The 13,833-nt window shown below is 59.0% G+C and carries 13 protein-coding genes; 12 read left to right on the forward strand and 1 reads right to left on the reverse strand.

The genetic code is table 11. From position 1 onward, the window contains the following. The first annotated feature begins 1 nt into the window (after position 1). Genes AB4N33_RS03925 through AB4N33_RS03960 form a run of 8 tightly spaced genes read left to right on the forward strand, consistent with a single transcriptional unit; the run spans position 2 to position 7,956 of the window. Entirely contained in the window at positions 2-385 is a 384-nt protein-coding gene (locus tag AB4N33_RS03925; RefSeq protein WP_476456485.1) for a phage tail assembly chaperone, read from the forward strand. 47 nt (positions 386-432) lie between these two features. Then, positions 433-705: a DUF1799 domain-containing protein gene (locus AB4N33_RS03930; protein ID WP_476456486.1), complete on the forward strand. Its 273-nt coding sequence runs from the start codon at positions 433-435 to the stop codon at positions 703-705. 27 nt (positions 706-732) lie between these two features. Beyond that, positions 733-3,756, forward strand: a complete 3,024-nt coding sequence (locus AB4N33_RS03935; RefSeq protein ID WP_476456487.1) for a phage tail tape measure protein — start codon at positions 733-735, stop codon at positions 3,754-3,756. 47 nt (positions 3,757-3,803) lie between these two features. Continuing rightward, entirely contained in the window at positions 3,804-4,142 is a 339-nt protein-coding gene (locus tag AB4N33_RS03940; RefSeq protein ID WP_476456488.1) for a phage tail protein, read from the forward strand. Continuing rightward, positions 4,139-6,091 carry a hypothetical protein gene (locus tag AB4N33_RS03945; protein ID WP_476456489.1) on the forward strand — a complete coding sequence of 651 codons (1,953 nt, stop codon included), beginning with the start codon at positions 4,139-4,141 and terminating at the stop codon, positions 6,089-6,091. Before AB4N33_RS03940 ends, AB4N33_RS03945 begins: the two co-directional genes overlap by 4 nt. Then, positions 6,091-6,447, forward strand: coding sequence for a hypothetical protein (locus tag AB4N33_RS03950; RefSeq protein ID WP_476456490.1), 357 nt, complete (start codon positions 6,091-6,093; stop codon positions 6,445-6,447). The genes AB4N33_RS03945 and AB4N33_RS03950 overlap by 1 nt, the downstream gene beginning before the upstream one ends. Before the next feature lie 45 nt (positions 6,448-6,492). Beyond that, positions 6,493-7,176 carry a phage minor tail protein L gene (locus AB4N33_RS03955; RefSeq protein ID WP_476456491.1) on the forward strand — a complete coding sequence of 228 codons (684 nt, stop codon included), beginning with the start codon at positions 6,493-6,495 and terminating at the stop codon, positions 7,174-7,176. Positions 7,177-7,179: 3 nt separating this feature from the next. Continuing rightward, positions 7,180-7,956, forward strand: coding sequence for a C40 family peptidase (locus tag AB4N33_RS03960; RefSeq protein WP_476456492.1), 777 nt, complete (start codon positions 7,180-7,182; stop codon positions 7,954-7,956). A 42-nt stretch (positions 7,957-7,998) separates the two neighbouring features. Here AB4N33_RS03960 and AB4N33_RS03965 read toward each other — a convergent pair whose 3' ends face one another. Continuing rightward, a complete protein-coding gene (locus AB4N33_RS03965; RefSeq protein ID WP_460116598.1) occupies positions 7,999-8,541 on the reverse strand; it encodes a hypothetical protein in 543 nt (180 codons plus the stop codon). A gap of 153 nt (positions 8,542-8,694) precedes the next feature. On the opposite strand from AB4N33_RS03965, the gene AB4N33_RS03970 reads away from it, so the two are divergent. The 4 genes from AB4N33_RS03970 (at position 8,695) to AB4N33_RS03985 (ending at position 13,563) form a co-directional block, all read left to right on the forward strand. Then, positions 8,695-9,255 carry a hypothetical protein gene (locus AB4N33_RS03970; RefSeq protein ID WP_476456493.1) on the forward strand — a complete coding sequence of 187 codons (561 nt, stop codon included), beginning with the start codon at positions 8,695-8,697 and terminating at the stop codon, positions 9,253-9,255. A 110-nt stretch (positions 9,256-9,365) separates the two neighbouring features. Then, the gene (locus tag AB4N33_RS03975) at positions 9,366-9,788 is read left to right on the forward strand and encodes a hypothetical protein (RefSeq protein WP_476456494.1); all 423 of its coding nucleotides are present in this window, start codon (positions 9,366-9,368) and stop codon (positions 9,786-9,788) included. 54 nt (positions 9,789-9,842) lie between these two features. Continuing rightward, complete coding sequence (locus AB4N33_RS03980) at positions 9,843-10,415, forward strand: tail assembly protein (RefSeq protein ID WP_476456495.1); 573 nt, start codon at positions 9,843-9,845, stop codon at positions 10,413-10,415. Between the two features lie 58 nt (positions 10,416-10,473). After that, positions 10,474-13,563, forward strand: a complete 3,090-nt coding sequence (locus tag AB4N33_RS03985) for a TipJ family phage tail tip protein (protein ID WP_476456496.1) — start codon at positions 10,474-10,476, stop codon at positions 13,561-13,563. Positions 13,564-13,833: the final 270 nt, after the last annotated feature.

The raw sequence follows: 13,833 nt of genomic DNA on the forward strand, positions 1-13,833 counted from the left end.
CATGGCAAAGTTTTCCATCGCGCCGAAACCGACGTTCACCGTCGATGTGGCCATCCCCCAGGTGGGCGGCAAGCCGGCCATGGTCCCGTTCACGTTCAAGTATCGGGACCGCACCGAACTGGCTGAGCTGTTCGACACCTGGAAGGAGAAAGCTGAGGCCCTCGGCGAGCGCTTCAACGGCACCGAGTCGACCATGTCTGAGGTCACTGCTGCCGAGGTCGAGCAAGGTGTCGCGCAGATCAAGGACCTGGTGGTGTCGTGGGGCTTTGGCGACAAACTCAACGATGAGTCGATCACCGCATTGGTGAAAAGCTGCGTTGGCGTTTCGGATGCAGTCGTTAAGGCTTACAGCGACGCCTTCGGCAAAGCTCGCCTGGGAAACTGACCGCCGCCGCCCGTGCGCTGTATGAAGGTGACAGCTCCGCCAAGCAAATGGCGGTGTTCGGTTTCTCGCCCGAGGACTATGACGAAACGTTCGAAGTCTGGCCGGATAACTGGCCATCCTTCCTCGTCATGGATGCCATGGGAACTCAATGGCGCACCGGTGCGTGCGGCGCAACAGGTCTTGATTACGGCGTGCTGCTCAGTGTGATGCGGCTCGTCGGCGTCCCGGCGAAGGATCGCCCCCGCGTGTTCCAGGACATCCGGGCCATGGAGTCGGAAGCCATCGCGGTCATGGCTGAGGCACGCGACAACAGCCCGTAAAAACGGGCACTTTTTCAAGGTGAGTCGATGAACATTGCAGAACTCGGCATCAAGGTCGATTCGGCTGATGCCGCCAACGCTGCGACCGATCTCGACAAGCTGACCAAGGCTGGCGATCGCGCTGAGCAGTCCGCTGTCGGCCTGATGAAGGAGATGGAGGCGCTGGAGAAGTCGCTGTCGAAAGGCGCGACCTCCACGCAGGAGCTGGCCAAGCAGCGCGAGAGCCTGGCGAAACTCACTCAAACCGGCGCATACGGTGAAGCTGAATTCACCAAAATCAGTGCGCAGCTCGACAAGCAACAGGTCGCCCTGGCCAAGTCCACCATGGACGAGCAGAAGGCGCTGAACAGCCTGCTGGGTGCCATCGACCCGGCCCGCGCCGCCATGTCCAAGCTGGACACGCAGGTCGAGCAACTGGGCAAGCACTTGGATGCCGGCCGAATCAGCCAGGACCAGTACAACACGGCCCTGAGCAAGATCGACAAGGACTACGACAAGCTCAACAAAACCGCCACCGGCTTCGACAAACTGCGACTCGGCACCCGCCAGGCACAGGAAAACGTTGTGCAGCTCGGCAACGCGCTGTCGTCTGGCGATTGGGGTAGCGGTGTTCGCGCCGTTGCTCAGCTTGGTGCTGGGGCGGGTGCGGGCGCTGCTGGGCTGTTGGCCATTCTCGCGCCGCTGGCGCTGGCCACTGCTGCCGTCGGCACGCTGGCTGTCGCCTACTACCAAGGCAGCAAGGAGCAGGACGCCTACAACAAGTCGCTGATCCTCACCGGCAACTACGCCGGGGTGAGCGCTGTACAGCTCGGCGACATGGCGCGACAGGTGAGCGCCACGGTCGGCACCACTGGGCAGGCTGCCGAGGTTCTGGCCCTTCTGGCTGGCAATGGGAAGATCGCTGGTGAGAGCTTCACCAGCATCACTCAGGCTGCCGTGTCGATGCAGGAAGCCACCGGCAAGGCCGTCAGCGAGACGGTTGCCGAGTTCTCCAAGCTCGCCGACGACCCGGTCAAGGCGTCTGCCGCGCTCAACGAGCAGTATCACTACCTGACGGCTTCGGTCTACTCGCAGATCGCCGCCCTGGAAGAGCAGGGTGACCATGCGGGCGCGGTGAAGCTGGCGACTGAGCAGTACGCGGATGCTATCAACGAGCGGACCCCGAGAATCCTTGAAAACCTGAGCTTTTGGGAGAAGGCCTACAACGCAGTCGCGCGTGCAGCCGATAACCTGAAGAACATCGGGCGGCCGGATATCGACGCCGATATCGAGCAGGCCCGGCGCAACCTGGCGTCGGCTCAGGCCGGTGACGTCGGTGTCTTCCAAAACCAGAAAGAAATGGTCGAGCTGTACAGCAATCAGCTGAACATGCTGGAAGATCAGAAGGCTGCAGCGGCTGACATCGCAAAGTGGGAGGGCGAACAGGCGAAAGCACAGGGCGATGCAGTGTCGTCCATGGCGAGAATCGATGCGCTGACTAAATCGTCGTGGACGAACGAGCAGAAGCGCACCGAGGCGATCAAGGAGTACAAGCGGCAGCTCGAGGATATTCGTAAGGTTTCCCCGAACGATCCGCGTCTGGCCCAGGCGGCGATCGACAAAAACCTGTCGAACATCAACGACAAGTTCAAGGACCCGAAACCACCCGCCGGCAGCGTCGACACCACCGGCTTCAACAACGCGAAGAACGCCCTGGCCGAAACCCTGGCCTACTACAAAAACGCCGACAAGGAACTCGAGGCGTCGCAGCGGGCCGGGGTGATCTCGCAGGCCAGCTACACAGAGCAGCGCATCAGCTTGCTGAAGCAGCAGGCCGACGAAGTTGCCCAGGGATACCAAGCCGAGATCGACGCGCTCGAAGCTGCCAAGGCGAAAAAAGGTACGAGCGCCGCTCAGATCATCCAGTTGGATCAGAAGATCGCTGACGCCCGGACCGCCATGGTCAAGGCCCAGCAGGACAGCGACAGCGAGCTGGCGATCATCGCCACCAACGAGGAAGGCCGGCTGCGCAAGCAGACCCTGGCCGTCAACACCTACACCAGTGCGCTGAAGCAGCAGGTCGACACGCTGCGTCAGCAGGGCCTGCGCGCAGCGTCCAACCTCGGCCAGGGCGATCGGCAGCGCAGCCTGACGGATCAGCAAAACGGCATCGACGACCGGTTTAATCAGCAGCGCCTGGAGCTGGCGAACCAGTACGGCGATGGCTCGCGAGGCATGAGCCTCGATGAGTACAACCAGAAGCTGGCCGCGCTGAAAGCCACGCAGCAGGATCTGCGCGACACGGTGCAGGCCAACTACGACGACATGACGGCGGCCCAGGGTAGCTGGAGCGCAGGTGCGTCTTCGGCGTGGCAGAACTACCTGGAGTCGGCGCGGGATGTCGCCGGGCAGACAAAGAACCTGTTTACCAACGCCTTCAGCTCCATGGAGGACGCGGTCGTCAACTTCGCCATGACCGGCAAGCTGTCGTTTGCCGACTTCGCGAAATCGATCTTGGCGGATATGGCACGGATCGCCACTCGACAAGCCAGTTCAGCGTTGCTGGGTAGTTTGTTTGGTGCCGCCACCAGCTATTTCGGTGGCGGTGGTTCCGCAGGTTCGACCCAGGCCGGATACTCCGGTGATTTGTCTGGCTTCACCCCTGGCAGTGTTCAAGCAATGGGCGGCGCATGGTCGGGTGGCGTGCAGATGTTCGCCAACGGCGGCGCCTTCACCAACTCCGTGGTCAGCAAGCCGACGGCGTTTGGCATGGCCGGTGGAAACATCGGTGTGATGGGGGAGGCCGGCGAGGAGGCGATCATGCCACTGACCCGCACCGCAGGAGGTCAGCTGGGCGTTCGTGCACTCGGCGGCGGCCAAGGCGCAAGCAGCAATCAGGTGATCATTCAGCAGACGTTTCCCGTGCCCGAGGGGCAGGGTGGCGGCACATCCGATGGTGGCCAGGCTGTTGCTCAGGCATACGCGAAAGCAGCCAAACAGGGTGCTCAGGAGCAGATCAATCGAGAACTGAAACCGGGTGGCCAAATTTGGGCAGCGATCAATGGACGCTGATATGACTGACCCCGCTCCGGCGGGGTTATTTTTTGCCGGGGAAAAGCATGGCAACTGAAACCTTTACCTGGGTTCCCAACAAGGAGCCCGCCGGCACCGTCAGCTTCAGGATCAAGTCGGCGAAGTTTGGCGATGGCTATGAACAGACCGCCGAGGATGGCATCAACAACAAAACTCAGTCCTGGCCTCTGACTTTTACCGGTTCGAAGAGCCGGATCAAACAAATCGCTGAGTTCCTCGACAGACATAAGGGGGCGATCCCCTTTTTCTGGACTGAGCCGCTCGGTGACACAGCGCTTTTCAAGTGCGCCGAATACCAACCACGGCACGCAGGCGGAGATGCCTACGTACTGATTGCTACCTTCGAACAGGCATTCCACCCATGAGCATTGTCCCAATCAACATTGGCGGCCAGGCGAACGACGGTAATGGGCAGACCCTGCGGTCGGGCGGCGCGCTGATCAATGCCAACTTCGCTGAACTCGACACTCGTACCACCACAGCGCAGGAGACGGCAGAGCAGGGTGTCGCAGACGCTGCGACTGCGCTGGATGCGGCCGTGACTGCTCAAGCGAAAGCCGACGAGGCGGTTCCCAGCAGCGCGGTGGGAATCACTGTGGCCCAGCTCGTCGAGGGCTTGGTCCCGTCGAGCCAGTTGCCGAGCTACGTCGACGACGTACTGGAGTACCCGACCCTGGGAGATTTCCCGGCCGTTGGCGAAACCGGGAAAATCTACATCGCGATCAACGACGGTGACAGTCCCAGCAACCCGACACGGCAGTATCGCTGGAGCGGTACCGCTTACGTCATGATCCCGTCGTCGCCAGGCTCTACCGATCAGGTTCCGGAGGGCTCGATCAATCTCTACCACACAGCTGCGCGTGTCCGGGCGACTCCGCTCACCGGTCTGAGCACATCGCTCAACGAGGCCGTAGTTGCTACTGACAGCGTTCTCTCTGGTATTGGCAAGCTGCAGGCTCAGGTCAGTGCAGCGGTTACCGCGTTGACGGGCAAGCTCGACAAGGCGGGCGGGAAACTCAACGGGGCCCTGAACCACGCGAATATCGTTTCCCTGGCCAGCTCGGCGACACCCGCTATCGGCTCCGCGGCTGCCAACACCGTTACGATCACGGGCACTACGGGCATCACCGGATTCGACTCCATTGCTAGTGGCGCGGTCAGGACTCTGGTGTTTGCCGGAGCCGTCACGCTAACCCACAACACCACGTCGTTGATTCTGCCCAAAGGAGCAGACATCACGACGGCCGCAGGCGACGTCCTCCAGTTCACGTCCCTGGGCGGTGGTAACTGGCGATGCACAGGGAAGATGCTCGCCACCGAAGGTGGGGCGGCAACAGGCGGAATTTATGTCGGGGTGAAATTCCCCTGGTCGCTATCTGAAGCATCCATTCCAGGTGGTACCCTCCCGGATAACGGACAACTTGTTGACCGTGCGACCTGGCCGGAGCTTTGGTCGGTTGTTTCGGGCCAGGCAATCAGCGATGCAACATGGATTTCTGATCCGTTGCAGCGCGGCAAGTACTCGACGGGCAACGGCACCACTACGTTTCGCATGCCTGACACCAACGGCAAGCATTCAGACGGCCTGACGCCAGCCGCTGCAGTTCTGCGCGGTCATGGTAAGAATTCGGCGGGAACGCCAGGCACGTTCCAGCTTGACCAGTTGCAGAACATCACAGGTCAGCTGACAGGTCGAGTTAACCGAAACCTGTACGACGGGGGTACTACCACAGGTGCATTCGCAGCAACTGCTGCAACCGTTCAATCCTACAACGATGCTGGTCCCGCACTGTCTGGCTTCCAGAATGCTACTTTCGACGCCTCCCGTGTTGCCCGTACTGGCACAGAAACACGCGCAACAAACGTAACTGTCGTTTGGATCACAGTCGGCGCAACCGGCGTAAGTAATCCGGGCACCGTTGACGTAACGGCGCTGGCCACGAATGTGAATGCGCAGGCGGCCAAGACAAATGATCTTGAATTTGGTTATGTGTCCAGTGACTTGAGCTGGACGAACGGCGGTCTTGTAACAGTGAATCACGGTATGGCATCTAAACCCTCAAGGGTTCAGATCGAGTTGGTTTGCGCAGTAGCCGAGGGAAACTACTCCGTAGGAATGGTAATCCCGATCGGGGGTATGTCCTTTTCCGTAGTTAGCCCAAACGGCTACGGTCACGGAGCGTACGTAACTGATACGCAGATTCTCGTACATGTTATTTCCAATGGCATATACCTGTGGAACGCGACCACCAGCGCGTCCTTTCTCGCAACTCCTGCAAACTGGCGATTTCGTATTAAAGCGAGTAAATCCTAATGACTGACCATTTTGTGAGTCTGGACGGTGTCTACATTGGAGGCTTCGCTGATGGTGCAACGCCCAAAGATGAACAACTGCTCAATCTCGGCGACAACGCGCCTGAATTTGCTGATCAGATTTGGCAGTTCCCTGGCTGGGGCCCCAGCCTCGAAAAAATGAAAGCGGAAGAATTTGAATGGCAATCATTGGAGATGTCAGTCATTTCCAACCAGTTGCTGGCAATCGAGGAAGAGGCGGAGGACGCATTGCCAGGTACTCGTAAGCAATGGCTCACCTATCGTACCAGTGTTCGGCTGTGGCATGAGTCCCTGGACTTTCCTGACCCCGCAAGGCGCCCAGTCCGCCCCGCCTGATCCAGCCCGCTATCCCGCGGGTTTATTTTTGCCTGAGGAAACCCGATGCCAATCACGGCTGATATCCAGACACTGGAGCCTGGTGCGTGGGTGGAGCTTTTCGAGCTCGACGCAACAGTGCTGGGCGCCGAGCTGTATCGCTTCCATGGTTACCCGCAACAGTCCTCGATCTTCTGGCAGGGCGAGGAGTACTCCCCCTGGCCGATCAAGGCTGAAGGTTTTGAGATGACCGGGCAGGGCACGCAGCCTACCCCGACGCTGTCGGTCGGCAACGTCGGCGGCTTCATTACTGCGCTGGTGCTGTACTTCGAAGATCTGGTGGGCGCGAAGCTGATCCGGCATCGGACGCTGGGCAAGTACCTGGATGGCCAGCCCGAGGCGGACCCTGACGAAGAGCTGCCGCCGGACATCTGGTATGTCGAGCGCAAGGCTGCCGAGGACGACGAAACCGTTCAGTTCGAGTTGGCCACGGCCCTGGACTTTGCCGGCGTGCAGTTGCCGCGCCGCCAGATCGTGGCGAACGTCTGCTGGTGGCTCAGCTGCGGCGGGTATCGTGGGCCGTACTGTGGCTACAACGGGCCGCCCGTGGCCGATGAGAGCGACATCATCGTCACCGACGCTGCCAAGGACAAATGCGGCGGACGTCTGACAAGCTGCAAGCTGCGTTTCGGCGAGAACAACCCCCTGTCCTACGGCTCATTCCCCGCGGCCGGCCTGATTAGGAACTGACCCATGAACAAAGCAAATCGTGCTGCGATCGAGCGCCACGCGTTTGCCCAGTATCCGCGGGAGTGTTGCGGGCTGCTGGTACAGGAGGGGCGCAAGGAGATCTACGTCCCTTGCCGGAACACTGCCTCGACGCCCAGCGAGCATTTCCGGTTGGCTCCTGAGGACTACGCCGCCGCCGAGGATCGCGGCCGGGTGCTCGCCGTGGTGCACAGCCATCCCGACTATCCGGCAACCCCGAGCGAAGCGGATCGCGTCTCCTGCGAGGCCTCTGGCTTACCCTGGCACATCCTCGAGGTGCGTCGGGGAGACGACGGCCAGGTGCGCGCCGGCGAGATGGTGAGTTTTCTGCCTGAGGGATACGAGGCGCCGCTGATCGGCCGCAAGTTCGCCCATGGCGTTCATGATTGCCTGAGCGTCATCTTGGACTTCTACCGTCGTGAGATGGGCATTGACCTCGGCGACTACGAGCGCGAGGACGGCTGGTGGGATAAGGGCGGCAACCTGTACCTGGAGAACCTGCCCGCTGCTGGCTTTGAGAAGGTATCGAACCTGCGACACGGTGACCTTGTGCTGATGCAGATCCGCTCCCCGGTTCCAAACCACGCCGCGATTTTCCTTGCCGATGGAGTACTGAAGACCGAGCCCGACCACTACCCGGCGCCAGGGTCGATCCTGCACCATCTGTACAACCGGGACAGCAAGCGGGATTTGTACGGCGGTTATTGGTCAGAGGTCACAGTCAACTACTGGCGGCACTGTGCCGTCCCGAAAGGTAACTGATCAACCTAGGGGTTGGGCTGAATAGAAGGCAAATCCATCGGACTAAGTGTTGTTCGTCTTGTCACGCCGCGATCTCCTGACAGGTTGAAACCCTCTCTTGGAGGCGTTGGCAAGGCTGCGACGCTTTTGGGTCATGTATGTGATCAGATAATCTGCTAGGTCAGCTCCAAACCTTAAGCGATCAGCAAGAATTGTCAGCTGTGCAGTCGGAGGGTCTTCTTGATCAGCTAGCAGTTCGTTGATCAGAGTGTCGGTGTTGCGAATGAAAAATGCCAGCTGTAGAAAGCGCGCCATCTCGTTTGCTCCCAAAATGGCATTTTCTTTTATGTTGGCGGCGCCGATTGAATTACCGTAAAGCGCCCATCGAAGCTGTCTACGTATGGGGGCATTGTTCGAGGGATTGCCTAGTTCTTGGGCTGTGATGTCGTAGTGTCGCTGGATGTGAACTAGCTCGGCAAACAGCGCTGCTTGAGTCGCAGCCTTTCTCCGTGAATCTTCCAACCAGAGCTTTAGTCCTCCGAATATGCCGCCTACCAGCGCGGCTAGAAGGGTGGCGCTGGTTAGTGTTGTGACAAGCCGTTCCATAATAATCTCCACTTTTTTGAAACTAGAGCCTGTTCCCTTTTGCGCAAGTCACAGCCTGCTATCGAAATTCCATTTTCGGTGGATGCTTTGCCAAGGTAGTGTAGAGTGCTTGCGCTCAGATTTCCCATCTCCATCTGAATCGCAAGGATGCTCATGCGAAAATTGCTTTCAGCTTTGCCTCTCACTGTTTTCGCGCTCCTTCTGCCAGGCTGTGAAAGCGTGTCGACGTTTGATAAATATGCAACATTGCGTTTTCATGAGATGGATCGGACGGAGATCAAGTACAGCTACTTCGATAAGGAACTTGGCATCCGATCCAACCCCAACTTCCGCGACAAAATGCTGCCCATGCGTATAGCTGACAGCAATCAATGGATAGATTTCACCGATGACCTTGGAAGCAAATTTATAACGCTGGGAAATCGTATACAGCGCGAAACGTTTCCAGCCGGATTGGAGCCAATTTTTCTGTTTGTAGCCTGGAGTGAGCTTCCCTCAATGCAGCGCCTGCTTACACTCGATGTATTGAATGCCAAACCAGAGTTAACATCGATCAATGCGCGACTGGTGTTTGAGCGCGGGACGGATGAGCCACTGCTGGTTTTTACTGGGAGCTCACTACCTCTGACTAAAGTTCCAGCCTATGCATTGGACCGACATAACGCCAGGATGATGCTGGGTACGGCACAGATGTGGTTCAAGAACTCGAAGTAACCATGATCTTTGAAAGCCTTGAGCGATACGATAGCTCAGCTTTACGCTGAGCTTTTTCGTTTCTGTCCACCTAGTGCTATCGTCTGCCGATCTCACAAGGAGCGGTAACTATGCGGATTTTGATCGCGGCGGTTTCGTTGGCGGTGTTGGCGGGGTGTGCAACTTCGCCAGTTCCGAGTTCTCAAGCAGTAAGGGCACCGCAGGAACGCTTGTTGGCGCATCAATCTGAGCTGCCCGGCGCCGGCCGCATTACTGTAATCAGGGATAGTGGCTTACTTGGCAGTGGCTGCTATGCCACCGTTTTCATCAATGGGGAGCGCGCTGCGAAACTCGATCCCACTGAGAAAGCGACCTTCATACTTCCGCCTGGCGAATGGGTGGTTGGCGCAGCTCTTGAAGGTGCCGGTCTCTGTGGGCCGTTGAATGAAAAACGTACCGAGACCGAAACACTGCTGAAGCAGGGCCAGGAGAAATTCTTCAGGGTTTTCTCCGCTCCAGATGCAGGGCTCGACGTAAGGCCAACCAGTCTGTAACGGATAAACTCATTCAAACCGCCTACGGGCGGTTTTTTTACGCCAGGAGAAACCATGTCGCATCCGGCAGAAAAAATGCAGACCGTGCTTTTGTCCGGTTCGCTTGCTCGCAAGTTCGGACGACGCCATCGCTTTACCACCGGCGCTGGCTTTAATGATATCAGGGGTTACTTCAAGCAGTTTCCAGGCTTCGAGCAGCACATGATGGAAAGCTCGAGCAAAGGGCTTCGGTATGCAATCTTCAATGGAAAGGAAAATCTCGGCGAGGACGACATCGAAAAGCCTACAGGGAAAGACGTGATTCGAATCGTCCCTGTCATCGCTGGCTCGAAGCGCGCCGGTTTGCTCCAGACCATTGTTGGTGCCGTGCTGATTGTCGCGAGCTTCTTCGGTGCACCGACTGCGCCCGTCGGGATCGCGCTGCTCGCCGGCGGCGCCATCCAAATGCTCAGCCCGCAGGCGAAGGGCCTGGGGACGCAGGACAGCCCAAACAACCGGCCCAGCTATTCATTCAACGGCGCCGTCAACACCAGCGTTCAGGGCGGCTGTGTGCCGCTGCTCTACGGTCGGATGATCGTCGGCAGCGCGGTGATCAGCGCCGGGATCTACTCCGAAGACCAGATGTAACCCAAACCCCGCCAGACGGCCCGCCATGAGCGGGCTTTTTTTCGCCTGAAGGAAAGCCATGACCGATCTCCCAATCACCGGCCGCAAGGGCGGAGAGTCGAAGCCGCGCCCGTCTGTTGAGGCGCCCGACAGCCTGCAAAGCACCGCCTACGCGCGACTTCTGGATTTGGTCAGCGAAGGCGAAATCCGTGGCCTGGCCAACGGCATGCAGTCGGTGTTCCTGGATGAAACGCCGCTCGCGAACGCAAACGGCGGGATCAACTTCAGTGGCGTGACGCTCGATGCTCGTACCGGCAGCCAGGATCAGACCCACATCGCCGGCTTCCCGGCCGTGGAGAATGAAACAGCTATCGGAGTGGAACTGACCTCGGCCCAGGCCTGGGTGCGTTCTGTCAGCAACGTGCAACTGTCGGCCGTCCGCATTCGGTTGTCCACGCCGCGCCTGGCGCAGACCAACACCACAAACGGCGACACCAACGGCTACACCGTCGCCTACCGGATCGACCTTTCAACCGATGGCGGGCCTTTCATCACCGTCCTGTCCTCGGCGCTCAGTGGAAAGACATCGACCAAATACGAGCGCTCGCACCGCGTAGACCTGCCTGATGCTGTCAGCGGCTGGACCGTGCGCGTGGTCCGACTGACCCCGAACTCTACAAGTGGCGCGATCGCGGACACCACCAACATCGACGCTATCACCGAGATCATCGACGCGAAGCTGCGGTACCCAGGCTCCGCACTAGTTGGGCTTCAATTCGACGCTTCGCAGTTCCAATCGATCCCCACCAGGTCGTTTGACCTGTATGGCCGGATCATCCGGGTGCCGAACAACTATGACGCAGAGACCCGAACCTACACCGGCGTCTGGGATGGTGGTTTCCAAAGTGCCTGGACCGATAACCCTGCGTGGATCTTCTACGACCTGCTCCTGCACTTCCGGTATGGCCTGGGCCACCTGCTGAACGCCAGCCAGGTCGACAAGTGGGAGCTGTACCGCATCGGGCAGTACTGTGACCAGTTGGTGCCGGACGGAAAGGGCGGCATGGAGCCGCGTTTCACCTGCAACCTGTTTCTCTCGGTGCGTGCGGATGCCCTGAAGGTGTTGCAGGATCTGGCCATCACGTTCCGGGGCATGGCGTACTGGGCGGCTGGTTCGGTCATGGCCGTGGCCGACATTCCCGAGGACCCGGTCTACACCTACTCGAACGCCAATGTCATCGACGGCAAGTTTAACTACTCGGGGTCGGCCAAGAAGACTCGCTACACGGTAGCCCTGGTGAGCTGGAACGACCCGACCGACTTCTACCGGCAGAAGGTCGAGTACGTCGACGACCAGGCCGGGATTACCCGCTACGGCATCCAGCAGACCGAAATCACGGCCACCGGCTGCACGTCCCAGGCCCAGGCACATCGCATCGGCAAGTGGGCGCTACTCACCAACCGCCTGGAGACGGAAAGTGTCGGCTTCTCGGTGGGCCTGGACGGCACGCTGGCGCGCCCCGGGCAGATCATTCGCATCGCCGACAATGACCGGGCAGGGCGCCGTATTGGTGGCCGCTTGCGCTCGTCGACGCTCGACACGCTGGTGCTCGATGCCGATGTGACCGCCTTCCCGGGCGACACCATCACGCTGATCATGCCCAACGGCAAAGCAGTGTCGCGCGCGATCAAGTCTGTGGGTTACCCACTGACCTGGGATAGCACCGGCATTACCTGGGACAACGGCAATGTCACGTTCGACACCACGGGCTTTCCTGCCGAGGTGCAGCAGGTGGTGCTGGCCGAAGATCTCGACGACCTGCCACCGCGCCATTCGATGTGGGCGATCGATTCGCCGACCCTGGCAGTCCAGCAGTTTCGCGTCATGTCGGTGGCCGAGGAATTCTCGGATTCGGAGATCAAGTTCGCCATCAGCGCGGTGCGGCACAACTCGAGCAAATACGGCGCCATCGACAACGGCACTCGGATTGAGCGGCCGCCGATCACCGTCATTCCGCCAAGTGTGCAACAGCCACCATCGACCGTGACCGTCAGCAATGACCATTTCGTTGATCAGGGCAGCTCTATCAGTGTGATGACCATCGAATGGGATCGGCCACCGAACGCGATCGCCTTCGAAGTGTACTGGCGCAAGAACGACGGCGACTGGATCTTCGCGGGCCGCACCGGCACCACTTCGGTTGACGTGAGCGGGATCTACGCCGGCCGCTACGTGGCCAAGGTCCGGGCGATCAACTCGCTCGACATCGGCTCGGTGTTCGCGACGTCCGTCGAGACGGTGCTGAACGGGAAGACCACGCCGCCACCGGTGGTGTCTTCGTTCACAGCAGAATCGATCGTGTTCGGTATCAAGCTCAAGTGGGGCATTCCCCAGGACGTGAGTACCGCCGACCTACAGCGCACGGAGATCTGGTACAGCGAAACCAACCAGATCGCCGAGGCCATCAAGTTTGGTGACTACGCCTATCCGCAAACCGATCTCACCGTCATGGGCCTTGCGGCCGGGAAGACGTTCTTTTTCTGGGCCCGCCTGGTGGACCGGATCGGCAACGTCGGCGCGTTCTTCGGGCCGGTCTTCGGCCAATCGTCTGCGGACGCCGGCCCTATCCTGGATTACCTGAACGGCAAGATCACTGAAACTCAGCTGAGCCAGCTGCTGCTGGACAAAATCGAGGCGGGTGACGGGTCGCTGGTGCTGATCGAGCAGGTGAAAACTGAGCTGGCGGCGATGTACAGCATCAAGACCCAGCTCACTGTTGACGGGAAACCGTACCTGGCCGGCATCGGCATTGGCGTGGAGAACGACGAAGGGATCATCACCAGCCAGGTGCTTATCGCGGCGAGCCGGTTCGCGATCATTGATCCCAATGCTTCCGAGATCTTCTATCCGTTCGTGGTCCAGAACAACACCGCCTACATCAAATCGGCGTTTATTGAGGATGGCACCATTACCAATGCGAAAATTGGCAATGTCATTCAGTCAAATAACTATGTAGCGGGCGCGACTGGTTGGGCAATGAACAAAAACGGTGTCATGGAAAATAACGGAATGGGCAACGGCTACCGCGTAACGCAGAGCAACACATACTGGCGACTCTATGTTGATGGTATGACTCTTCCGCTTGTTGAACTTGGAGTTTTGACGTAATGGCGGATATCGTCGGCCTTCGTGTTCGTGATCCAATCACTCAGCAAGTTACTATTGAAATCAGTGACCGCCTATCAAGGGTGGATAACCAGATTTTCGTTAATGGATCTAACGGCTCAATTACTCTACCGTCCGGATATGGAGAGATATTTTTCTCTGTATCTGGGCAAGATGCGTTTGAGGCTCAAGCACAGACGCCACGGGTAACTAGAGTCGCCAACACTATCTCGTGGGTGTACGCGAACAACAAGGGCCGTCTACCAGTTACAA

The organism is Pseudomonas sp. S1_E05, from assembly GCF_056337105.1.